The 23,614-nt window shown below is 45.9% G+C and carries 22 protein-coding genes and 1 pseudogene; 19 read left to right on the top strand and 4 right to left on the bottom strand.

The annotated features are described in order from the left end of the window. The first annotated feature begins 18 nt into the window (after window positions 1-18). The 7 genes and pseudogenes from BBC0178_RS10855 (at window position 19) to BBC0178_RS10825 (ending at window position 6,917) form a co-directional block, all read left to right on the top strand. Window positions 19-1,035 (top strand): HlyD family secretion protein, encoded by a 1,017-nt coding sequence (locus tag BBC0178_RS10855; protein ID WP_077973098.1) that lies wholly within the window; start codon window positions 19-21, stop codon window positions 1,033-1,035. Between the two features lie 169 nt (window positions 1,036-1,204). Further along, on the top strand, window positions 1,205-2,113 hold the full coding sequence (locus BBC0178_RS10850) for a branched-chain amino acid ABC transporter permease (protein WP_078040168.1): 909 nt from the start codon (window positions 1,205-1,207) through the stop codon (window positions 2,111-2,113). Between the two features lie 153 nt (window positions 2,114-2,266). Then, a complete protein-coding gene (gene livM / locus BBC0178_RS10845) occupies window positions 2,267-3,682 on the top strand; it encodes a high-affinity branched-chain amino acid ABC transporter permease LivM (RefSeq protein WP_370541267.1) in 1,416 nt (471 codons plus the stop codon). Further along, window positions 3,682-4,488: pseudogene (locus tag BBC0178_RS10840) on the top strand (ABC transporter ATP-binding protein); the annotation flags it as partial. The gene livM and the pseudogene BBC0178_RS10840, both read left to right, overlap by 1 nt. A 104-nt stretch (window positions 4,489-4,592) precedes the next feature. Beyond that, window positions 4,593-5,327, top strand: coding sequence for an ABC transporter ATP-binding protein (locus BBC0178_RS10835; protein ID WP_077973090.1), 735 nt, complete (start codon window positions 4,593-4,595; stop codon window positions 5,325-5,327). A gap of 49 nt (window positions 5,328-5,376) precedes the next feature. Next, window positions 5,377-5,724 (top strand): DUF6867 family protein, encoded by a 348-nt coding sequence (locus tag BBC0178_RS10830; RefSeq protein ID WP_078040166.1) that lies wholly within the window; start codon window positions 5,377-5,379, stop codon window positions 5,722-5,724. A gap of 74 nt (window positions 5,725-5,798) precedes the next feature. Then, window positions 5,799-6,917, top strand: a complete 1,119-nt coding sequence (locus tag BBC0178_RS10825; protein WP_078040165.1) for a branched-chain amino acid ABC transporter substrate-binding protein — start codon at window positions 5,799-5,801, stop codon at window positions 6,915-6,917. Between the two features lie 230 nt (window positions 6,918-7,147). On the opposite strand, the gene BBC0178_RS10820 is transcribed toward BBC0178_RS10825, so the two are convergent. After that, entirely contained in the window at window positions 7,148-7,438 is a 291-nt protein-coding gene (locus BBC0178_RS10820; RefSeq protein WP_077973077.1) for a hypothetical protein, read from the bottom strand. 371 nt (window positions 7,439-7,809) lie between these two features. On the opposite strand from BBC0178_RS10820, the gene ispG reads away from it, so the two are divergent. After that, window positions 7,810-9,045: a flavodoxin-dependent (E)-4-hydroxy-3-methylbut-2-enyl-diphosphate synthase gene (ispG, locus tag BBC0178_RS10815; RefSeq protein WP_078040164.1), complete on the top strand. Its 1,236-nt coding sequence runs from the start codon at window positions 7,810-7,812 to the stop codon at window positions 9,043-9,045. Window positions 9,046-9,474: 429 nt separating this feature from the next. On the opposite strand, the gene BBC0178_RS10810 is transcribed toward ispG, so the two are convergent. Beyond that, window positions 9,475-10,083, bottom strand: coding sequence for an IMPACT family protein (locus tag BBC0178_RS10810; RefSeq protein ID WP_078040163.1), 609 nt, complete (start codon window positions 10,081-10,083; stop codon window positions 9,475-9,477). Here BBC0178_RS10810 and BBC0178_RS10805 point away from each other — a divergent pair. Continuing rightward, window positions 10,082-10,354, top strand: coding sequence for a hypothetical protein (locus tag BBC0178_RS10805; RefSeq protein ID WP_078040162.1), 273 nt, complete (start codon window positions 10,082-10,084; stop codon window positions 10,352-10,354). The two genes, BBC0178_RS10810 and BBC0178_RS10805, sit on opposite strands and share 2 nt — an antisense overlap. Before the next feature lie 90 nt (window positions 10,355-10,444). On the opposite strand, the gene BBC0178_RS10800 is transcribed toward BBC0178_RS10805, so the two are convergent. Beyond that, the gene (locus BBC0178_RS10800) at window positions 10,445-11,347 is read right to left on the bottom strand and encodes a polyprenyl synthetase family protein (RefSeq protein ID WP_078040161.1); all 903 of its coding nucleotides are present in this window, start codon (window positions 11,345-11,347) and stop codon (window positions 10,445-10,447) included. 144 nt (window positions 11,348-11,491) lie between these two features. Between BBC0178_RS10800 and mtgA the strand changes: the two genes are divergently transcribed. The 8 genes from mtgA (at window position 11,492) to BBC0178_RS10755 (ending at window position 20,620) form a co-directional block, all read left to right on the top strand. Further along, complete coding sequence (gene mtgA, locus BBC0178_RS10795) at window positions 11,492-12,220, top strand: monofunctional biosynthetic peptidoglycan transglycosylase (protein ID WP_078040160.1); 729 nt, start codon at window positions 11,492-11,494, stop codon at window positions 12,218-12,220. A gap of 276 nt (window positions 12,221-12,496) precedes the next feature. Continuing rightward, window positions 12,497-12,676, top strand: a complete 180-nt coding sequence (gene rpmF / locus BBC0178_RS10790; protein ID WP_075869347.1) for a 50S ribosomal protein L32 — start codon at window positions 12,497-12,499, stop codon at window positions 12,674-12,676. 984 nt (window positions 12,677-13,660) lie between these two features. Continuing rightward, window positions 13,661-16,603, top strand: coding sequence for a DEAD/DEAH box helicase (locus tag BBC0178_RS10780; RefSeq protein ID WP_078040158.1), 2,943 nt, complete (start codon window positions 13,661-13,663; stop codon window positions 16,601-16,603). Next, window positions 16,600-16,974, top strand: coding sequence for an RNA-binding S4 domain-containing protein (locus BBC0178_RS10775; RefSeq protein WP_078040157.1), 375 nt, complete (start codon window positions 16,600-16,602; stop codon window positions 16,972-16,974). Before BBC0178_RS10780 ends, BBC0178_RS10775 begins: the two co-directional genes overlap by 4 nt. 135 nt (window positions 16,975-17,109) lie before the next feature. Next, window positions 17,110-17,448 carry a ferredoxin FdxA gene (fdxA, locus tag BBC0178_RS10770; protein ID WP_078040156.1) on the top strand — a complete coding sequence of 113 codons (339 nt, stop codon included), beginning with the start codon at window positions 17,110-17,112 and terminating at the stop codon, window positions 17,446-17,448. Between the two features lie 357 nt (window positions 17,449-17,805). Then, window positions 17,806-18,405 (top strand): CarD family transcriptional regulator, encoded by a 600-nt coding sequence (locus BBC0178_RS10765; protein ID WP_078040466.1) that lies wholly within the window; start codon window positions 17,806-17,808, stop codon window positions 18,403-18,405. 256 nt (window positions 18,406-18,661) lie between these two features. Then, window positions 18,662-19,573 carry an RNA polymerase factor sigma-32 gene (locus BBC0178_RS10760; RefSeq protein ID WP_078040155.1) on the top strand — a complete coding sequence of 304 codons (912 nt, stop codon included), beginning with the start codon at window positions 18,662-18,664 and terminating at the stop codon, window positions 19,571-19,573. 96 nt (window positions 19,574-19,669) lie between these two features. Then, entirely contained in the window at window positions 19,670-20,620 is a 951-nt protein-coding gene (locus tag BBC0178_RS10755; protein ID WP_077973047.1) for a cation diffusion facilitator family transporter, read from the top strand. 48 nt (window positions 20,621-20,668) lie between these two features. On the opposite strand, the gene BBC0178_RS10750 is transcribed toward BBC0178_RS10755, so the two are convergent. Further along, entirely contained in the window at window positions 20,669-22,099 is a 1,431-nt protein-coding gene (locus BBC0178_RS10750; RefSeq protein WP_418214921.1) for a M48 family metalloprotease, read from the bottom strand. A gap of 334 nt (window positions 22,100-22,433) precedes the next feature. Between BBC0178_RS10750 and BBC0178_RS10745 the strand changes: the two genes are divergently transcribed. Together BBC0178_RS10745 and BBC0178_RS10740 are read left to right on the top strand one after the other, a co-directional pair. Further along, on the top strand, window positions 22,434-23,063 hold the full coding sequence (locus BBC0178_RS10745) for a thiamine diphosphokinase (RefSeq protein ID WP_078040154.1): 630 nt from the start codon (window positions 22,434-22,436) through the stop codon (window positions 23,061-23,063). Window positions 23,064-23,218: 155 nt separating this feature from the next. Next, window positions 23,219-23,512: a glycine zipper 2TM domain-containing protein gene (locus BBC0178_RS10740; RefSeq protein ID WP_078040153.1), complete on the top strand. Its 294-nt coding sequence runs from the start codon at window positions 23,219-23,221 to the stop codon at window positions 23,510-23,512. The last annotated feature ends 102 nt before the right edge of the window (window positions 23,513-23,614 follow it).

The raw sequence follows: 23,614 nt of genomic DNA, 5'->3' as shown, positions 1-23,614 counted from the left end.
AAATGCGGATGAAAGAGAATGATAAGGTTTTTACGTTCAAAAGCAACGGCTGTTTCCATTATCGCCGGTATTTGCGGGATATTATTGATATTATGGGCGTGGCAACTGCCTCCTTTTATCAGCAGTATCGAAACTACAGACAATGCTTATGTTAAAGGCTTTGTGACGATGATCAGCCCGCAAGTGGCGGGGAATATTTCGAGCGTAAAGGTCAAAGATTACGAGCGCGTCAAAGAAGGTGAGCTTCTTATCGAAATAGAAGATCGCATTTTCAAGCAAAGGGTGGAACAGGCAGTAGCTACACTCGATTCAAAAAAGGCCGCATTGGCGAGTTCCTACCAGCAGGAGGAATCAGCGAAAGCCGATATTCGCTCCGCAGAGGCTGCCTTCACCAAGGCGGAGCTTAACTGGAAACGTGTTGAACCATTGACGCAACGCGGTGTGTCATCGCAAAGCAGTGAAGATTCCGCCCGTGCCGATCGCGATCAAAAAAGTGCAGAACTTGAAGTCAGAACACAGGCGTTAAAGAAAATTCTTGTTGATCGGGAAGGCTTGAAGGCCGATGTCGAAAGTGCCGAAGCAGCGGTTGAACTTGCAAAAATAGATCTTGATCATACCAAAATTTATTCCCCACGCGACGGGCGTGTCGGTGAAGTCGGTGCCAAACTCGGCCAATATGTCACAGCGGGAACGCAACTCCTTGCCGTTGTACCCGATGATGTCTGGATTGTCGCCAATTATAAAGAAACACAATGTGCCAATATGAAAGCCGGACAACCGGTAGTATTTTCTGTCGATGCGTTGGACGGATATAAGCTCAAAGGGCATGTTGCCCGCTTTTCGCCGGCGGCCGGTTCGGAATTTGCTGTTTTGAAGCCCGATAACGCAACCGGAAATTTCACCAAAGTTGCCCAGCGCATTCCGGTTCGCATCGAGATCGACCCTGACCAGAAATATGTTGATCGATTAATACCCGGTATGTCGGTCATTCCCCATGTTGATACATCGGTAAATCCGGAAAAATTACAAAATTAAATTTTTGCTTGAACTGCTTTGAACCGTTTTATAGCCAAGCAGTTTTAGAAAAATCAAAAAATACTATGAAACCGCGTTCGATTGCGTTAATCCCTATTCCGGCTCTTTGCTTTCGGCATGACAGTTGGTATTGTAAATTTAGAAAAATAACATAGGGGACATACACTCAATGGATTATTTTTTTCAGCAACTAATAAACGGAGTTGCTTTGGGGGCTATTTATGGGCTTATCGCTATTGGCTATACTATGGTCTATGGCATATTGGGCATGATCAATTTTGCCCATGGTGATGTGTTCATGATCGGTGCCTTCATTGCGATGATCGTTTTTATGATGCTGCTGACATTGCCTGCGGCCGTGCCTATTGCCCTGGCACTTCTCATAATGCTCATCGTTTCAATGGTTTTCACATCTGTCTGGGCTTGGGTTATCGAACGGGTTGCTTATCGGCCATTGCGCGGCTCCTTTCGTCTTGCTCCATTGATCACAGCAATCGGGATGTCGTTTGTTTTGCGCAATTTCGTTCAGGTCGAGCAGGGCCCACGTAACAAGCCTATTCCGGAAATGATCAGTGGTGGTTTTGTCATTCCGGGAACCGACGTTTTTATTTTGAACAAGCAACTTCTGGTCGTGGTCGTTACCGCAGTTCTGCTTTTTATCTTTTCCCATATTGTCAGCAAAACACCGCTCGGGCGCGCCCAACGCGCCGTCGAACAGGACGGCAAAATGGCGGCTCTTTTGGGAATCAATGTGGACCGGATTATTTCGGTGACCTTCATTATGGGGGCAGCGCTTGCAGCAATAGCCGGAACACTTTACCTGATGAATTATGGACAAATTCATTTTGCCGATGGTTTTATTCCTGGAATCAAAGCTTTTACCGCCGCCGTTCTCGGGGGAATCGGGTCGTTGCCCGGTGCAGTTCTTGGCGGTCTTCTGATCGGCTTGACAGAAGCTTTGTGGCAAACCTATTTTCCGCCGGAATATAAAGACGTTGCAGTCTTTCTCATTCTTGCAATTGTTCTCGTATTTATGCCATCCGGTATCCTTGGACGGCCAGAAGTTGAAAAGGTTTAGACGGCGGCCATGAACCAGATAACATCTTTGCCAAATGCCGGAAGAATCGACTTTAAACGCGCTTGTCGCGAAGGCATTGTGACAGCTTTTATCGCATTATTGCTGTTTGCCTTTATCGTGGGTTTCAGGGCTGATCTCAATTTGCGGAACGAGATGACACTGACACCGCAAATCGGTTATCTTCTCAATTATGTGATTATTGCCGGTGTCGGGCGTTTTACGTGGTGTCTTTTTGGCGGTGGTACAAAGGGAGCAGTTTTTGCACTTGTCCCTTCTGTCATATTGTTCATCGCCTATCGGGCATGGCTTTATTATGAAGATGCCTCTGCCCAATCCACTTATAATTTGTCGGCTCAAGCCCATCAGCTTTTCATTGCCGGAATTGTCGTCGTCGCTTTTGTGCTGCTTGCCATTGTTTTTCTCTATGCCAAAGGTATTCAACAGGCAATCAGGATAACGGTCAGGGAAGTCACACCGGGGTTTCAGAAATATGCTCCGGGATGTATTTTGGCGCTGTTGCTTGTGTATCCGTTTTTTGTCACGACTTTTCTGGTTGATAATCTCGCCCAATCGCAAAAGTGGATCGACAATTATGCAATCCAGATATTGATTTATATCATGCTTGCCTGGGGGCTCAATATTGTGGTTGGCCTTGCCGGCTTGCTTGATTTGGGATATGTCGCTTTTTATGCCGTGGGAGCCTATACGGTTGCCCTTCTCGGCAATCATTTCGGCTTTTCATTCTGGCTGTGCCTGCCTTTGGCCGGTATTTTTGCAGCCCTTTGGGGAATGATGCTGGGATTTCCGGTATTAAGATTGCGTGGTGATTATCTTGCCATTGTTACTTTGGCTTTCGGAGAGATTATCCGCACAATTTTGCAGAACTGGACGCCGGTTACCGGCGGCGCTGCTGGGTTGTCGGTTCAAAAAGCAACATTCTTCGGTGTTCCCTTCACAAGGGGCGAAGGCGGATTTGCCGAGCTCTTCGGATTAAATTTTCAGGCTGCCCATTATAAGATATTTCTCTATTATGTCATTCTTGTCATGGTGGTGATTACCGCCTGGGTCGTGATGAGGTTGCGTCGACTGCCAATCGGACGGGCATGGGAAGCTTTACGCGAAGATGAAATTGCCTGCCGCTCGCTTGGAATCAACACAGTAACAACAAAATTGACGGCCTTTTCCATCGGTGCAATGTTCGGCGGTTTTGCCGGAGCATTTTTTGCAGCAAGACAGGGGCGCGCCGATTACACGAGTTTTATTTTCGACGAATCGGCAATTATTCTGGCAATTGTTGTTCTGGGGGGTATGGGGTCACTAGGTGGAATTGCTGTGGCTGCTGCTGTCATGATTGGTGGCACAGAGTTATTGCGCGATGTTCCGGCGCTACAGATGATATTCGGTCCTGATTTTGACCCGCCACAATATCGTATGCTTTGGTTCGGTCTGGCGATGGTGTTCGTCATGGTGTGGAAACCGCGCGGCTTTGTCGGTAAACGGGAACCGAGTGCATTCCTGAAAGTGAAGAAAGCTGTTTCGGGTGATTTTACAAAAGAAGGAAACGGCTAATGGCTGACGATAATACCCTTCTCCAAATCGAGCACCTCAGGATGCAATTTGGTGGTCTCGTTGCCGTTGACGATTTGAGTTTCAATGTCGAGCGGGGCAAGATTACGGCTTTGATCGGGCCGAATGGTGCAGGTAAAACAACTGTTTTTAACTGTATTACCGGCTTTTATCGGCCGACTGGCGGGATGTTGTCTCTCCATACGAGTGAAGGTAAAACTTTTCTATTGGAGCGGCTTGCCGATTATGAAATTACCAAGAAAGCGAAAGTTGCCCGCACCTTCCAGAATATCCGCTTGTTTACCGGCTTGACGGTTCTCGAAAATCTGCTCGTTGCGCAACATAACGAGTTGATGCGCGCTTCCGGCATGACCGTGCTTGGCCTGTTCGGTTTTCCTTCATATAAGCGGGCAGCCAAAGAGGCGATCAAAAAAGCCGAGCTTTGGCTTGAAAAAATAAATCTTGTCCATCGTGCCGATGATCCTGCGGGAGATCTTCCTTATGGTGATCAGCGGCGTCTCGAGATTGCACGTGCGATGTGCACCGAGCCGCAACTTTTATGTCTTGATGAACCGGCGGCCGGTCTTAACCCTAAAGAATCGCTTGAACTGAACGATCTCCTTTTGGATATCAGGGATGTCGAACATACCTCCGTATTGCTGATCGAACATGATATGTCGGTGGTGATGGAAATATCCGATCATGTTGTTGTTCTCGAATATGGGTCAAAAATTGCCGATGGTACGCCGGAGGTCGTCAAAAACGATCCGAAAGTGATTGCAGCTTATCTTGGCGTTGACGAGGATGAAGAGGCATCTCCTGAAACAGCAGTTGAGGATGTCGCGGCTTCTGTTGAAATATCGGAAACGGAAATCATTACTGCCGACTCGAAAGAACAAGAGGGAAAGCGTTCATGAGTAGCGATGCACCAGCACTTCTTAAAGTCGAAAATATTGAAACTTATTACGGTGCTATTCAAGCTCTACGGGGCGTCAGTGTTGAAGTCCGGCAAGGCGAGATTGTTACACTCATCGGCGCCAATGGTGCCGGTAAGTCAACTTTGATGATGACGATATTCGGCAAGCCGCGTGTACGGTCAGGTCGTATTTGGTTTGATGGTCATGACATTACCTATATGGAAACGCATGAAATTGCCCGATTACGTATTGCGCAGTCGCCGGAAGGGCGGCGCATTTTTCCGCGCATGACCGTGCTCGAAAACCTGCAAATGGGTGCAAGTATCGATAACCTCAAATATTTTGACGAGGATGTCGAGAAAATGTTTGCTTTATTTCCACGCCTGAAAGAACGCTTGCAGCAACGCGGCGGAACATTGTCCGGTGGCGAACAGCAGATGCTGGCAATTGCGCGTGCGCTTATGTCGCGTCCGAGACTATTATTGCTTGATGAACCTTCATTGGGGCTGGCGCCGCTCATTGTTAAACAGATATTCGATGCGATCAAAGTACTAAACAAGGAAACCGGTCTCACTGTTTTTCTGGTCGAGCAGAACGCTTTCGGGGCGTTAAAACTCGCCCATCGCGGTTATGTTCTTGTGAATGGTGTTGTTACAATGAGCGGAACCGGTGCAGAACTTTTATCGAACCCGAAAGTCAGGGCAGCCTATCTTGAAGGTGGTCGACATTAATCAGGATATTCAAAATCACCACTGGTGTTTGAAGCTTTAGGGAGAAAAAATGCAAGGTATCCTTTATCAAGAGTCTTCACTTTTTGTCTTTGTACTGGTGACTATCATTCTTGGTGGCTGGGCAGCGTGGATGACGGGGCGCGCTTGTGCACTGACCTGGCATGGGTTGAAAGTGGCGCTGATTTCGATGGTTCCGCTCGCCGCGGCTGTCCGCTTCATCCATTATATCCCGCCCTTCAACGGCACTCTGTTATCGCTTCATTATTATCTTGTCGATCTTGTTGTTTTGCTGATTTTTGCAGGTCTGGGTTTCCAATTTACGCGGACAAACCAGATGGTTCGCCAATATAGTTGGCTTTACAAGAAATCGTCGCCTTTTACCTGGCACAAGAAATAAGCTTTTCTTTGATGTTGTCTGGAAAAAATACTTTGGATGTTTTACAACTTATGAAGAAAAAGAGGAGAACTGGAATGAAGAAAGCATTATTGGCAACCGTTGCAGCAATTGCTTTTGGCACGTTCATGAATAGTGCTTGGGCAGATATCAAAATCGGTGTTGCAATTCCTGCTACGGGACCGAGCGCGGCGATTGGTGCACAAATTCAGCATGGCGCCGAAATGGCCGTTAAAAATATCAATGACAAGGGAGGCATCAAAGGCGAAAAGCTCGTTATCGAGATTGTCGACGATGCATCGGACCCCAAACAGGCCGTTTCGGGTGCCAACAAGCTTGCCGGCGATGGTGTGCAATTTGTCGTAGCCCATTATAATTCGGGTGCAGCGCTTCCGGCAGCAACTGTTTATGATGAAAATGGCATGCTGGCAATTTCAGCCGGTGTTACCAATCCTAAATTGACTGAATCGGGCTATCCGATGCAGTTTCGTGTTTGCGGACGTGATGACCAGCAAGGGTCATTTGCCGCTGAATTCATAAAAAAGCATGTTCCTGATCCGAAGGTCATGATTATTCACGACAAAACCGCTTATGGAATTGGTATTGCCGAAGAAGTCAAAAAAACACTGAACAAGCTTGGCGTGACCGAATTGAGTTTCGATGGTGTCAATGTCGAGGATAAGGATTTTTCGGCCATTATTGCAAAAATGAAGCAGAGTGGCGCAAATGTTGTCTATTTTGGCGGGCTTTATACACCGGCCGGATTGATGTTGCGCCAAATGGCGGAACAAAAAGTCAAACCTGTCTATATCGGTGGTGATGCCTTTGCCAGCAATGAGCTTGCCGCAACGGCGCAAGATGCAGTTGTTGGTGTTATGAATACCTTCAACGCCGATCCTCGTGGCAATAAGGACAATGAGGAATTGGTAAAATCTTTCCGGGCGAACGGATTTGAACCGGAAGCATTCACACTTTATTCCTATGCGGTTGTGCAGCTTATGGCCGAAGGTATTACTGCCGAAGGGCAAAACCCGCAAAAAGTGGCGCAATATCTGAAAACAAAAGGGCCTTTCAAAACAGTGCTCGGACCTTTGGATTTCACCGAGAAAGGCGATCCGAAGGAAGGTGGTTTTGTTATGAACCGATGGTATAAAGCTCCGGACGGAAGCTATAATTATTCCGAAGTCAAGGATTGAAAAATAAAGTCGGAAAAGAACTAAAGTAAGCCAAAAGAGCTGAAAACGACTGGACAATAAAAAAGCGCGTTTAACGCGCTTTTTTATTTGCTTATCTTTTTCTTTATCAGGTCAGATATGACCAAGCGGACCTTTTGGATGTGCTGTTCATTTTAAAAAATTTGTTTCTCAACTCTTAGTGAGACAAACTTTATTCGAACACAAATGCAATCTTGTTTTTATCGTTCCGATTATTTGCGACGGAGGAGAAAATAAGCTGCAACTCCCAAGACACCGACAACCGCCAAAGCAGTTTTGGGATAATTTTTTGTTTGCTTGGTAATATAGTGGGCTTGTTCACCGACAACATCAAGCGCCTGACGCCCCTTATCCTTTATTGTTTCGGCAATTTCGCCTGTATTGCTCATGAAACCGTCGCCTTTGGTCAGTGAATGGGTGAGCGATTGGAGCTCGGCTTTAAGATCCTGAATACGTTTTTCGACTTTTTCTTTCGTGTCACTGCCGTTAAGAACATTAAACATTGTTTTTCCCTTGCGCTGAAGCCCCGTATAAATCGAACACAAGGCTGTAACTACTATCTATTACAATAGATAATGCGTAAAAAAGTTCCTTCCAGTGGAAATGAAAAACCTCGGGCCGTAATTTTTTCTCGAAAACGGTATATTCAAATCGGGAAATTTTCTAAAACCGGAAAGATGCAATGAAAAACATAAAAAGCACGGGACGGTTTTAATTCATCACTGACCTCAGGTAATTTCTGAAAAAAGACATTACGATAATCGGAAAAGTGAAAATCTTTTTCAAAATTCCGATTGGGAAAATGGGTTTAAAACAGTTATAACAAAACGATATGATTATGATGATCAGGCAATAAAAGAGACATCATCCGAAAATGAACACGCACGAATATTTTTCCAAACCTTTTCCGCGTCGCAAATCTGTTGCTGTCAATGTTGGCGGCGTTATGGTGGGAGGCGATAATCCTATTGTCGTGCAATCAATGACCAATACGGACACAGCCGATGTGAATGCAACCGTGGCTCAGGTCGCAGCACTCGCCAAGGCAGGTTCGGAACTTGTACGCATTACTGTCGATAGGGATGAATCGGCAGCCGCTGTACCAAGAATAAGAGAACGGCTGGACAATCTTGGAATTACAGTTCCGCTCATCGGTGACTTTCATTATATCGGTCACAAATTACTCGCCGAATATCCTGATTGTGCAAAGGCCTTGGCAAAATATCGCATCAATCCCGGAAATGTCGGGTTTCGTGAAAAACGTGACAAACAATTCAGTGAAATAATCGAATTTGCGATTCAATATGACAAACCGGTTCGTATCGGCGTGAACTGGGGGTCGCTCGATCAGGAATTGCTGACACGGCTGATGGATGAGAATGCTGCAAAAGGCGGGCCGCTCTCGACCGATGAGGTCATGCATGAAGCGGTGGTGCAGTCTGCACTTATTTCGGCGCATCTTGCGGAAGAAATCGGCCTTGGGAAGGATAAAATTATTCTGTCGGCAAAGGTCAGTCAGGTACAGGACCTTGTCGCTGTCTATACCATGTTGGCCAAGCGCTGCGATTATGCTTTGCATCTGGGGCTTACCGAAGCAGGTATGGGAACCAAAGGTGTTGTCGCCTCTTCGGCAGCTCTGGGCATTTTATTGGAACAGGGAATTGGCGATACCATACGTATTTCTTTGACACCTGAACCGGGCGGCGATCGCCGGCGTGAAGTGCAGGTTGCACAAGAGCTTTTGCAGGTTATGGGATTCAGACAATTTATACCCACTGTTGCCGCTTGCCCCGGCTGTGGACGCACCACCTCGACGGTGTTTCAGGAACTTGCACAGAAAATTCAGGGTGATATCCGCAAAAATATGCCGGTCTGGCGGAAAAAATATCCCGGTGTCGAAACACTCAATGTGGCCGTCATGGGATGTATCGTCAACGGACCCGGGGAATCGAAACATGCCAATATCGGTATTTCACTTCCCGGTACCGGAGAAATGCCGGCTGCCCCCGTTTTCATTGATGGTAAAAAGGTCAAGACATTGCGCGGGGCAAATATTGCGGCTGAATTCGAGCAGATGGTAGCTGAATATATCGAAGAGCGTTTCAAATAGAGTTGCAATCGTCCATTCAAAAACCATGAAGTGGACATTTGAAACGAGTGTCCAACTTTGATTTGCGCGTTTTTTGCTGAGGTTTTCAAACGGCAAAAAGGTGCATTTGCTTTTTTCGTCATCAAAAACGATGAAAAGCCCGGTTCAACTATTGCAAGAAAAAAAGCTTGAATGCGTTTAAAAATCCAAAATGTTAAAAGCTTTGTTGGAAAACTAAAAATGTGCTTCGCCCGATAAAGCCAGAAACCGGACAGTTAGGGATGACAGATCGTGGAAGCGCTGGATGAGGTGTTGGTCATCCGAAAAGCAATTGTTTTTGAACGTGTCGCCCATCGGGCGTTCTTCAATCAAGTAGAATCGAGAAAAAATAGCAGCCAAATTGATAGCCATCTTAGTTTGACAAGAGTTTTATAAATTTGGAGAAAACTTCTATAAAGACATGTCGGAGCGGGAGTTTTCTCCATCAATCAGGATTTTTCCGCTGCTTATGTCTTTTATCCAGTCAATAAAGTTTTCTTGTTGTGGCTTTGGCAAACGGAGTGTCACTTCACATCCGAAATCGTCAAAATGCCGGTTATCAATCTGTGCAAGAAAATTTTGAACCTCGTTTTCGACAATTGGTAAGAGATTGAAAGGGCAGTGAAAAGTCAAAATCTGCCAGTCCACAAGTTCGACAAGTTCGGCCTTTTGGAGTGTTCTTGACGCACCGCCCCCATAGGCACGAACCAGCCCACCGGTGCCGAGTTTAACCCCTCCGAACCAACGTGTGACAATGACGAGAACACAATCGCAGTTTTTGCCTTCAATGGCATTGAGGATCGGTTTACCGGCAGTTCCTGTCGGTTCACCATCATCATTGAAGCGGTAATTTGAATGGAATTTCCATGCATAGCAATGATGTGTCGCCTCTTCTTTGCGGATTGTTTCAATAATCGCTTCGGCTTCGGCTATGGAATTGATCGGAAAAGCACGCGTTAAAAAACGGCTTTTTTTAATTTCTTCCATAAGCTCTGTTGCAGAAGCAAGAGTAAAGGCCATGAGTATTTTCCGACGTCTTCTTTTAAATGTCTTTGGCTTTGCTAATGATAAGTTCTTGAAGGGGCGAAAGAAAGCAATGTTAAACGAAAATGCCACCCATCATTACCGAAGCAATTATCTTGTGAAAAGAGCAAGCGCCCAAAACCAAGAGTGGCTTCTTCATGAACATAAAAAACATTATCCTAAAAAAGCTTTATTTATTTTGCGAAACAAACGCCAAGACATTTTTCTTTATCGCAAAAAACAATCACTTGGCTTTAACGAAAGTTGAATGTGTCGCTTTTTCTTCTGGTAAACGCATGAAATTCACTGCGAATGCCCTATGAATGCCTAAAATTTTTTTGCAGGTCTTTTTTGTTGTTCAGTTTTTTCTTTCTATAATAAATCTTGCTGTTGCCTTTAGAATATCGGCCTTGTTGCCAAATGGTTCGAGTAAGTCATCAGCCTGTTTCATCAGCCCTTCCAGTTGGTGCTTGGCCCATTCGACACCATGGAGGGCAACCAAAGTTGCTTTATTGGCGGCTATGTCTTTACCGGCAGTTTTGCCGAGTGCTTTGGTATCGGAAGTCACGTCGAGGACATCATCGGCAAGCTGGAAAGCAAGGCCGATCGCCGAGCCGAATTCGGAAAGTCTTTCGCGGTCTTCGCGGGTGGCGTTGGAAAGAATAGCGCCGGCTTCACAGGCATAGCGGATAAGTGCACCGGTTTTCATCGCTTCCAATGTGATAATGCCGCTTTCGTCAGGTTTTTTTGTCTCTGCTTCGAGATCCAGCACCTGCCCGCCTACCATGCCGCCAAGACCGGCACTGCGGGCAAGACCATTGATCAGTTTGAGCCGGATTTTTGCATCCAGTTCAAGTTTGTCATCGGAGAGAAAATCAAAAGCAATTGTCAATAATGCGTCACCGGCGAGAATGGCCGTCGCTTCGTCGAATGCTTTATGGACAGTGGGTTTGCCACGCCGCAAATCATCATTATCCATGGCCGGCAAATCGTCATGTATCAATGAATAGCAATGGATTGCTTCAAGGGCTGCACCAACACATTGTGCCGCTTCGATATTGGCATCAAAAAGTCGGGCAGTCTCGATAACAAGAAAAGGCCGCAATCTCTTGCCACCATTCAAAACACCATGACGCATTGCGGCGAGAAGACGGGACGGGCGGGCAATTTCTCCCGTCTCGATATGGCTGGAGAGTTTTGCATCCAGCATTTCACCAATCTGGCGGGCATTTTTTGCAAGTAAATTGGTAAAATCTTCCATTGAGAATTCCTTTAATCTTTGCAAGATGGACATGAAACATTCCAACCTTGCCGTCAACACTTATGAGTTAGACAATAAAGATATAAAAAAGAGATAAATTGCGAGACGATTATAAACAGGGAATGAAGATTGAACGAGGCTTAATTGTTTGCTGAAGACAGGAAATCTCTAGACCGTTCTGATAAAGGGCATTCGAAAAGACTTCGCTTGGTGTTCTACGCGTTGGCAATTTTGCTATCTTTCCCGTTTTTGCTAATGCTTCTTTATAATCTGCCATTTATCCATCCGGTTTCGACCTTGATGCTGCGTGACCAGATTACTTTTACTCCTTATGAACGGGAGTGGCGTAGTATTGACGATATTTCTCCCAATCTCGTTTATGCCGTTGTCATGTCTGAAGATGGTCAATTTTGTTCACATAGCGGTGTTGACTGGAACGCAATGAAAACTGTTATTTCGCGTGATGGAGGCCCTAACAGAGGTGCGTCGACAATTACGATGCAAATGGTGAAAAACCTGTTTTTATGGCATGACCGGTCTTACTTGAGAAAAGGTCTTGAAATTCCTTATGCGACGGTCGCCGATGCTGTTTTGTCCAAACGACGTATTATGGAAATTTATCTCAATATTGCCGAATGGGGGCCCGGAATCTATGGTGCTGAAGCTGCTTCACAACATTTTTTCAAACGTTCGGCAAAAAATCTCAATCCAAGACAGGCTGCCTATCTCGCAGTCACTTTACCCAATCCGAAATTGCGTAATCCTTCCCGTCCATCCGTGAATTTGACAAGGCTTGAACGTCTGATAGAAAAACGTGTACGTCAATCGGCTGCTTATACCCAATGCTTGCGAGAACCGGTTTCAGAGCAGTAATGAAACTGAGTCGGATTTGACCGGTTGGACAATTTCGCAAGAGCAGCAAAAACATGCCGGCAGTTTTGGAAGATTTTAAGCAAAAAGGTGATTTTAAAATTTTTCCGCTTATAATAGGCACAATATCGACCTATTTCATAAAAAATGCTGATTTCAGTCTGGTCAAAGTCTGATAATCAGTGTATAGGCTCGCCAAACCTTCTATAATTTTGTCTGCCGATATAGCTTCGGGTTATGGTGGCAGATACGTTTTAAGCAAATTTGGAGTATAATTCCATGGCTGTACCTAAACGAAAAACGACCCCGTCAAAGCGCGGTATGCGTCGTTCTGCCGACGCCCTCAAGGCTCCGACCTATGTTGAAGACAAAACTTCCGGCGAGCTTCGTCGCCCGCACCATATCGATCTTAAAACCGGTATGTATCGTGGTCGTCAGGTTTTGACACCGAAAGACTGAGGTCTTTTTGAATTTAAAGAAAAACCGGTCTATTGGCCGGTTTTTTTGTGTCCAAATCATTCGACGAATTTTTGATGTATTTGGTGCGCCGGTTTGGTGAAAATTCTCCAACTTGTTTTGTGGAATTTTATTGTCCGGTTGACTTGGCAACACGTTGATAGAATCGGAAAACCATGCCTGTCCGGATTGGCTATAAATGGTTTCTGTCGCTCAAATCCGGTAAACGATTTCCTGTCTTTGTCCCGTCTTGCTTCAATTTTGAAGGGAAGCCAATCTCGTCGATCGCGAATGTAATTTTTCTCATCAATTTTTCTTCCTTCACGCTTCACAATCAAACCGGTTTATCGATAAAAATTCGGAATCGGTTGGTGCTTGTTTTTACCTTATCAGAAACAGCGGCTTCAAAAACCCTTGCGCAAACTGTGTTGGGAAAACTTTATTATCTATAGCGGAAATACATTGGCAAAAAAGGTTTGGTGAAAAATGCCCGTTTATAAGGAAATAGAAGCGGTGGACACTGTGCTTCAAGAACATTGTAAGCTTAAGAATAGTCAAAAGTTATGAATGATCCGGCAGGCAAATTTCCGGTTTATCCTGAAGCGTTTGTTGCAAAAGAATATATTGTGCCAAAAAAGGCTATTTTTAATCACAAAAAATATTTTCCGGCATGAAAGGCTTATGCCTGTCGGAGCTTCAATAGTGACCCCATTATGGTTAATTGCAATGACCCCGTTTTCCGGATTATTCCTTGACCTTATTGCTATATTTTGGTTTCTCTCCTAGTAAGAACACAGTATCTGGTGAGAACATATCAAGAACATGGTAATGTCAGCGATTCGTCGCTGATTCGTTCCGGTACTGTTCCAAAGGTTAAGAATTATGGTTAACGTTTCGTAAATTACAAAGCTTGCTTGTCGTTTGATAAGGCGTTAAGGCGTATTTTGGCGGCTATGTCCGGCAAAATCTGATTATTTGGAGTAGACGATGGCTAAAGCCCCTCTCATCCTTTCGGGGCGTGATGTAACAGCCGTTCTGGGGCCGACAAATACCGGCAAAACCCATTTGGCAATCGAGCGGATGCTTGCCCATGATAGCGGAATGATCGGACTACCGTTACGACTTCTTGCACGGGAAGTTTATAACCGTATCAGCGAAAAGATCGGCCCGAACAGAGTTTCTCTCATTACGGGGGAAGAAAAGATTATTCCTCTCGGTGCCCCTTATTCTGTTTGCACGGTGGAAGCTTTACCAAGGGAAACCAAGGCTTCTTTTGTCGCGATAGATGAAGTACAACTTGCCGGTGATCTCGCTCGCGGCCATATTTTTACCGATCGGATTTTACATTTGCGTGGCACACAGGAAACGATGTTGCTCGGTGCTTCGACGATGCAAGGCATTCTGCAAAAACTTTTGCCCGGTCTTAATGTTGTCAGTCGGCCGCGGTTTTCGCAATTGCTCTATGCAGGCTCGAAAAAGTTGACCCGTTTGCCAAGCCGCACAGCAATTGTCGCCTTTTCTGCCGATGATGTTTATGCAATTGCCGAATTGATCAAGCGCCAGCGTGGTGGGGCAGCGGTGGTCATGGGGGCGCTCTCGCCACGCACAAGAAATGCACAGGTAGCCCTTTATCAATCGGGAGACGTGGATTTTCTCGTGGCAACCGATGCAATCGGTATGGGACTTAATCTGGATGTCGATCATGTGGCTTTTGCCCAGACAAGAAAATTTGACGGATACCAGTTTCGCGATTTGACCGCAGCGGAAATGGCGCAAATTGCAGGACGTGCCGGCCGTCATATGCGTGATGGCACCTTTGGCGTGACCGGACGGATTGCCGATCTGGATAAAGATCTTGTTGAACGAATCGAATCACATCATTTTGATCCGGTCAAAGTTTTGCAGTGGCGTAGCGAAGACCTCGATTTTACAACGCTTGACAGTTTGAGAAAATCACTGGAAGCGGCAGCCCCTGTGGAAGGATTAGCCCGTGCATTACCGGCTGTGGATGCGCAAGCTCTTGATAATCTCTCGCATGATTATGATATCGCCCGATTGGCTGACAGGCCCGAGCGCGTGGCATTGCTTTGGGACGCATGTGCACTTCCCGATTATCGCAAAATTGCACCCGCGCAACACGCGGAAATTATTGCCAACATCTATCGTGATCTTGTAAAACGCGGCAGCGTCAATGAAAACTATTTGGCCGAGCAGGTCTCCCAAGCTGATCGAGTCGATGGTAATATTGACACTTTATCGCATCGGATTGCCCAGATTAGAACCTGGACATTTGTGTCTCACAGACCCGGATGGCTTACCAATCCGCAACACTGGCAAGAAAAGACGCGGGAAATTGAAGATAGATTGTCAGATGCGTTACATGAGAGGTTGACGAAACGATTTGTAGACCGCAGAACAAGCGTACTTATGAAGCGGCTTAGAGAGAATGTGATGATGGATGCCGAAATAGTTCAAACTGGCGATGTTCTCGTAGAGGGGCATCATGTTGGAAAACTTGATGGGTTTCGTTTTATTGCCGATGTCAATGGCGAAGGTGCCGATGCAAAAGCTCTAAGGGCTGCTGCAGATAAAATATTGGCCGGTGAATTCGAAAAAAAGGCAGATCGTTTGGCCGCTTCGGCCAATGGCGATTTTGCGGTCGGTTCGGATGGTGTGGTTCGCTGGATTGGCCAACCTTTGGCAAGCCTTGCTGCAACCGATGATATTTTGAAGCCAAGGGCGGTACTGCTCGCCGATGAACAATTGACGGGGCAGGCGCGTGAAAAAGTTGCCGAACGGGTCGATCGTTTTGTGAGCTTCCATTTTGAAACAGCATTGAAACCGCTTTTTGATCTTATCAATGCGGATGCGCTGGTTGGTATGACACGTGGACTGGCATTCCGTCTGGTTGAACATCTGGGCGTTTTGCCGCGCCGTGACGTTGCAGAAGAGGTCAAAAGCCTTGACCAGATTTCACGTGCAGCCTTGAGAAGACTCGGAACACGTTTTGGCGCTTTTCATATTTTTCTGCCAATGATGTTGAAGCCGGCACCGGCGCAAGCCATTACGCTTCTATGGGCATTGAAAAACCATGCGCGCGATTTGGCGGGTTATGGCGATGTTCTGCAAGTATTGGCAGCCGGCCGTACATCGGTTGTTGTCGACCCGACTTTCGACCCGACCTTTTATCAGCTTGCCGGTTATCGGATTCTGGGGCGCCGCGCCGTACGTGTCGATATTCTTGAACGTCTCGCCGATCTCATTCGTAATGCAGTGAACTGGAAGCCCGGTAGCGGGCCGCGTCCGGATGGTGCTTATGACGGGCGTCATTTTCTGGTTACTCCGGCAATGATGTCGATACTTGGTGCGACAGCCGAGGATATGGAAGAAATTCTTAAAAGTCTGGGTTACCGTTTTGATAAAAAAGACAAGGCAGAAATTGCAGCCAAGCTTCAGGAGCTTGATGCAACACCGGAGGAAGCAAAGCCTGCTTCAGTTGTCGAACATCCTGCCGAACCGGTAGGCGATTTTGCGACGACCCCTGCAGTTCAGGAAACTGCAACAACAGAAGAGGTGAAAACACCGGAAGCTGAACCGGTCGGTCCTCATTTCACAAAGAAGACTACGGAAGAAGAGGAAAAACCTGTATTGCTTTGGCATTATCAGGGGCGGCATGATTATCGTCAGTCAAGGTCGAATGGCGACAAAAAGAAACGTTCCGTACAGCGGTTTGAAAAAACAGGTGAAAGACCGGAAAAGTCGGGCGAATCACGTCGTGACAAACAACGTCCGCGTAAAAATTCGTCTTTTAACAATCCGAAAGCGGATGCTTCTTACAAACAGCATAAATCAAAGTCGCAATCGAAACCGGTTGACCCCGATTCGCCTTTTGCAAAACTCGCAGCCTTGCGCGACCAATTGAAAAAATGAGCGAAGAGACCGTTTCGAGACAGCGCTTGGACAAGTGGCTGTTTTTCTCACGGACGGTCAAAACGCGTAGCCTTGCTGCCAAACTCGTCGAGGGCAGCAAGGTCAGAGTTAATCGTGTGAAAATTGACAAGCCGGGCTATTCGATAAAAGTCGGAGACGTTCTGACTATCCGGCTCGAACGTTCGGTGGTTGTTTATAAGGTAACAGGACTTGGCGAGCGTCGGGGACCTGCAGTGGAAGCCCGATTGCTTTATGAAGATTTGACACCCACCGAAGTTGTAGCAGACAGACAGAATATTATTTCATCAGGTCCCCGACCGACAAAACGTGACAGAAGGCAATTATTGCGTTTTTTAAAACAGGAAATGTGAACAAATTGGTTCATATGCGGGGTTGAAACGATCAGACAAAAACGTTAATTCAGTGCTGTTATCGTTTCATTTCCGTTTAAAAGTGTGACAGGCTTTTGTCGGAATGCGCTTGACGTGAACACTGGAGATTGAACAATGACCTATGTTGTGACCGACAATTGCATTCGCTGCAAATACACTGATTGTGTCGAGGTTTGCCCCGTTGACTGTTTCTATGAAGGGGAAAACATGCTTGTTATCCACCCTGACGAATGCATCGATTGTGGTGTCTGTGAACCGGAATGTCCGGCTGAAGCAATCAAGCCGGATACCGAGCCGGGGCTCGAAAAATGGCTGGAGCTCAACATGGAATATTCGGCAAAATGGCCGAATATAACGGTTAAGAAAGATCAGTTGCCCGAGGCAACTGAAATGGACGGCGTCACCGGAAAACTTGAAAAATATTTCTCGCCCAAGTCTGGAAGCGGTGATTAGACGTGCAAATAGTTGAACTTAACTGCCCGATGATTGATTTCGTTGGATTTTTGTGTTAAGGTTTTGCCGTTAAGCCGATACTGAATGTCTTTGACGTTTCTTTTTCTCATCGAAAGGTGTTTTAATCAGGCATAGTTCGCGTCGTATCGTGGATGTTTTCATCACGTGCAGTGGAATAATGCAAGATTGGGTGGACTTATCGGAACATTTGCTTTGCAAATGTGCAAAAGCTTATTGTGCGGGATAAGTCGGAAGTAATGTTGAAAATTCGGGGATCGGATAAGGCTCTTTGTTTTGGAGCCTTCAACCTGTGTTTGTCGGCAGCAGTGCCGAGCACAAATGGAGTTGGTTAAAAATATGTCATCCCCCAAGAAAAAATCCCCGGCACGGCACGGGTTTAAGGCTCAAGAATACATCGTTTATCCTGCCCACGGTGTTGGCCAGATTGTTGCTATTGAAGAACAGGAAGTTGCAGGTATCAAGCTTGAACTGTTTGTCATCCATTTTGAAAAAGATAAAATGCATGTCAAAGTTCCGGTTGCCAAAGCTTTATCGATTGGCATGCGCAAATTGTCCGAGACCGATTTTGTTGACCGTGCGTTGAAAGTGCTACAGGGGCGGGCACGTATCAAGCGGACAATGTGGTCTCGTCGTGCACAGGAATATGACGCAAAAATCAATTCGGGTGATTTGATTTCGATCGCCGAAGTGGTGCGGGATCTTTTCCGTGCTGAAAATCAGCCTGAACAATCCTATTCGGAGCGTCAGCTTTATGAAGCAGCGCTTGATCGCATGGCGCGTGAAATTGCTGTTGTCAACAAGATTTCGGAAACAGAAGCCGTTCGCGCAATTGAAATCAATCTCGCCAAGAGCCCGAAGCGCAGTGCTAAAAGTGATGCTGACGGTGATGTCGATATTGATGTTGATGGTGAAGACAGCGAGAACGTCGCTGCTTGACCATAATTGGCGAGACAGCCAACAATATAGTCTTTGATATTTTAAAAGCCCGCTTTTAAAGCGGGCTTTTTATTTTTCAATGATTTAAATTTATCAAGAGAACACGTAAAAATTGCAAAAAATCTATCGAAAATTGAATTATTTTAACTTTTAGTTGTTTTTTTATGGAACCAACTCTTTCGGCAGACGTTAGCAGCCTGAAAGGAAAATAGCGTTTTGTTTTCCTGCTAACACTTTTCCTACCGAGGGGGCAATCATGTCCAACATCTCCACGTCAACGCAAGTGACGACAAATTTCAATTCGGGTACCGACAATATGCTTGGTCGGAACATGATGCGTTCGGCTATGAAAGCTCCCTACCTCGAACGAGAAGATGAACACATGCTCGCATTGCGTTGGAGGGATGATCAGGACAGCGTTGCCATGCATAAGATTGCCGTCTCCCATATGAGATTGGTCATTTCAATAGCGGGCAAGTTCAAACATTTCAAATTACCTTTGGGAGATATGGTTCAGGAGGGCTATGTCGGGCTTCTTGAAGCAGCCGCACGTTTTGATCCCGAGCGCGAAGTGCGCTTTTCCACCTATGCAACATGGTGGATAAGAGCTTCTATTCAAGATTACATTTTGCGCAACTGGTCAATTGTTCGTGGTGGTACAAGTTCGGCCCAAAAGGCATTGTTTTTCAATTTACGACGTTTGCGTACCAAGCTTGCCGCCGAAGATAGAACCATGACAAAACAGGATATCTATCGCAATATATCGGAAAAGCTCGGCGTTTCCGTTTCCGATGTCGAAACAATGGATTTCCGGTTTTCGACAACCGACAATTCATTAAGCGCTCCGATGATCGGGGATGATGAAAATTCGGGCAGCAAAATGGATTCGCTCGTTGATAATCACCCGTTGCAAGACGAACTTGTCGAGGACGAAATTGATGGACAACGTCGCTCGAAATGGCTTCATGATGCACTGCAGATTTTGAATGAAAGAGAACTTCAAATTATCCGTTATCGACGTTTGAATGATGAAGGCGCAACTCTTGAAGCCTTGGGTGAAGAAATGGGCATTTCCAAGGAACGTGTCCGTCAGATCGAAGCAAGGGCATTGGAAAAATTGCGTAATTGCCTTCTTTCTGTTAACACTGTCGATGCTTATCAGGTTTAATTGCCAAAAGAACGCGTTTCGTCATCTCAAGGCGATCCTGCTAAAAGGGTAAATACCTGACAGGATCACAGGGTAGAATTGGCCAGGAGAACCGGTTTGTCACCGTTTGACAAAAACGCACATATTGAACAAAAATTACTCGCATATTCTATTCTGGCAACAATAGTTCTGGCAATTGCAGCGATCATCACGGGCATTCTTTCGGGTGCGTCCTCAATCATTTTCGACGGGATGTATTCGTCGATTGATTGTCTATTCAGTATTGCTGCACTTCTCGTTGTCCGGCTCATCGAGATTGACGTAAACCGGAGGAGCCGCAAAGCACCCAAATTTGTCGAGCGCTTTCAATATGGTTTTTGGCATCTCGAACCAATGCTGCTTGCAATTAACGGCTTATCTTTAATGATTGCCATTATTTATGCTTTGTTTGAAGCCGTTGGTAAAATTTTGAATGGCGGAAAACTTCCGCATTTCGATGCCGCTATCGGGTTTTCGATCTTTGCTGTCATCCTTTGCTTTGGAATGGCGTTTTACGAACAATATTTCAATCGCCGGATAAAGTCGGCTTTCATAACAATTGATGCAAAGAGTTGGATTATATCGGGTGGCATAGGGCTTGCTCTTCTATGTGCTTTTACCTTTGCCAATCTGATAGAAGGTACGGGCTACGAATGGATTTTACCCTATATTGATCCGGCTATTCTGGCACTCATTGCGCTTATCATGTTACCAATGCCGGTTAGAACCGTTTTACGCGCCATGCGCGATATCCTGATGATCACGCCGGTTGATCTTGATGAACACGTCAATAATGTTGTGGATGCCATTGTGGAAGAATATGGTTTTGTCGGCTCCCAGAATTATCTCGCCAAGGTGGGGCGATCGACAATGATCGAGATTCATCTCATCTTGCCGGAACATTACAAAATTGCCGAGGTTGAAGAGCTCGATAAAATCCGTACCGAAATCGGCGAGAAAATAGGTCATGCGGGACCGGATCGGTGGCTGACCGTGTCTTTTACGTCAAGTCCGCAATGGGCTTATTAAGAGAACAGAGCTTTTTAAGATACGGATTTTTCGCGACCTCGTCGAAATCTATTCGGAAATAATTTTGATTCGGTCACCCGCTGATAAATTGGCTGTTGCCGGTAATGCGTTGATGATGCGCAACAGTTTTTCTTTGGCATTGGTCCCCTGCATGCGAGCTGCAACGGATGCAACAGTTTCTCCGCCTTTAATTGTCAGGACATGGATACGCAACGGTTTAAGGGCAGAAACCTCGCGTGACGAAAGCGCTTTAAAGGAAGATGTTGTGGCATTAGCCACCGAATTGAGCGCGGACGAATTTTTCGGAGCAGCCGTCAAGAACCGGAAGACATGATCCTTGACAAAGATCACAACGACATCGAATTGCCAGCGATCATTGGCAGCATGGGCACGTGCCGCTTCTAAACCATTAATAGTAATGGCCTGTATAGTAGATGGATCAAGACCGCTTACCCAACCACTTTTGATATAATCGACAGGCGAGGAGCCGCGCGGGAGTGCAACACCGTCGAAACGCACAGCAATGTCGTTATTTCCGCTGGCAATGACAGCGGCGGAAGAATTATCTATTGTAAATCCTTCAGGCACCGTGAAAGTAATACCCAATTTGGGGTGGATAAACTGGTTTCCGCGAATATAACCTTCATCAGCGGTATCGCCAAAAATCATTCCGTCAATGCCGTTCAGGAAATCATCCCGGTCGGTTTTACCAACACCGGGTGCTCCTACTTTGCGGGCTTGATCGGTTGCAAGCTGGATACGTTGGGGCGTTGACGGGTGACTTGCCAGAAAGTCGAGTGTTGCATCGGTTGCACCGGAAACATTCCGATAGGCAGCATAGGCTTCCATGGCTTGGAGGAAACGTGGCGAAGCAAACGGATCATAGCCGGCTTGGCCCAACATTTTTATGCCGATTGCATCCGCCTGCAATTCCTGATTGCGCGAAAATTGTGCAAGCCGCAATTTTCCGCGAATGGCTGTTTCACGTTCGGCTGAATGGTCTTCCAGAACTTCACTGACGACCTGATTTGTCAGCTCCACTTCGGCTTCTTTTTGCTGGCGTAAAATACCGTGATTGGCGGTGACATGTGCCATTTCATGGGCAAGAACGGCTGCTACTTCCGAAGAATCATTGGCAAGTGCAAGAAGACCGCGTGTGACATAGACATAGCCGCCGGGAAGCGCAAAAGCATTGACATTGGGAGAATTCAAAATAGTAATCCGGTAGGTCTGGTCAGGTTTGTCCGAAACTGCAGTGAGCTTACCGACAATTTTTGCAACCATCCGTTCGAGTTTCGGGTCGCTATATTCACCGCCATAAGTTTGTAAGATTCGCGGATGTTGCGAGGCCCCCAATTGTGCAAGAGAATCGCCTTTGCTTACTTTGTCGACTGTAACCGGTGTGCCTGAAGGCATAAGACCGCCATCCGGTTTGTTATAATCAACAAGCTGGCAGGCTGATAATCCCGATAAACCCAAACCGATAAAAATGGCAAAGCCAATTTTCTTTGGCGCAAGCGTAAAAATGCGTGGCAATAAATGCGACTTCATTTTTCCCAATCGTTTGTGTTTATTCATCTTGGCAGGCACTTTCCCTAGTTCACAGGGAGAACAATGATTTCCACTATGTCGAAAAAGTTGAAAATAACATGCTTTTTGGAAATTTCATCTATATTACAACAAGTAGAATTGAATTGTTATGACATATGGAGGACGATCAGACAATTTAAATAGAGGGCGAACTGATAACTGGCATAGAAAATTTGAAAAAAGAAAAATCGGGAAAACTGACAAAACAAAAATGGGCGTTTGAGTGAAAAGCTTTACTGTTCTTCTTGATGGCGATCTTTATGTGACCGAACGGCTTATGAAGCAGATCGGACATGGCCATATTATCGTTGCTGACGGGGCAATCCGTTATGTCGAAATGCTTCATGTGAAACCGGAATTGTGGGTAGGAGATTTCGATTCAACGAAAGCCGACTTGAAGGAACGTTATAAAGATATCGAGAAGAAGTCTTTTCCTGTGGCAAAGGATAAGACCGATGGAGAACTCGCTATCGATTTTGCTTTGGAACGAGGAGCCGAACGCATTATTTTGTGTGGTGCTCTTGGTGGCAAACGTTCCGACCACGCTTTTTTCCACTTTGCTCATGCATTGGCGATGAAAGAAAATGGCATTGATGTTCTTCTAACGAGTGGCAAGGAGGAAGGATATGCTCTTCTTCCGGGCGCTTATTCATTCGATTTGCCTGCCGGCACAATTTTCAGTCTTATCGGCTTTGATGACCTTGATGGTCTTACAATCGAGGGCGCCAGATGGCCGCTTTTGAAAAAAAATGTGCCCTTTGGTTCATCATTGACTCTTTCCAATGAAGTAAACGGCCGATTGAACGTGACCCTGTCGCAAGGTCGTGCAATCTTGTTGGCAACATTGGTTTGAAGAGCATAAATTTTGCGGATAGCTCTTTAGAAAATATTCGTTTTATCCATATGTTATATCAAGATAAGGATGAATCGAGTGCTTTGGCCTTATCTTGGTTTTGCCTTATTATTAAGACACAGTGTCGAAAAATTAAAAAGAGAAAGAGTGAGGACATGTTTAAACGTATTTCTGTAATTGCCATGGTTTCAGCTTTGGGACTTGCAACTGTCGCCTGTTCGCCGAATGAACAGCGTACTGCCGGATATGGCGCTGGTGGTGCGGCTTTGGGCGCACTCGCAGGCGGTGCTATCAAGGGGAATGGCAAGGGTGCTTTGAGAGGTGCTGCAATCGGTGCTGCGGCAGGTACGCTTGTTGGTGTTGCAACAAAGCGTAATGGCGTTCAGTATTGTAACTACCGCGATGCCTATGGGCAAATGTATCAGGCACCTTGCAACCAATACCAATAAGGTTTTAAAGACCTGAAAAATGAAGGGGTCGGTTCTGCTGGCCCTTTTTTATTTTATGTGTTTAAAAAATATATTTTGCTATTAATCGGAAAAAATAACCAA

It is taken from the genome of Ditibartonella apihabitans (genome assembly GCF_002007485.1).
Lineage (GTDB): Bacteria > Pseudomonadota > Alphaproteobacteria > Rhizobiales > Rhizobiaceae > Bartonella > Bartonella apihabitans.
Note: the sequence above shows the minus strand (reverse complement) of the source record. Positions and strands in the feature narration are given on the sequence as shown.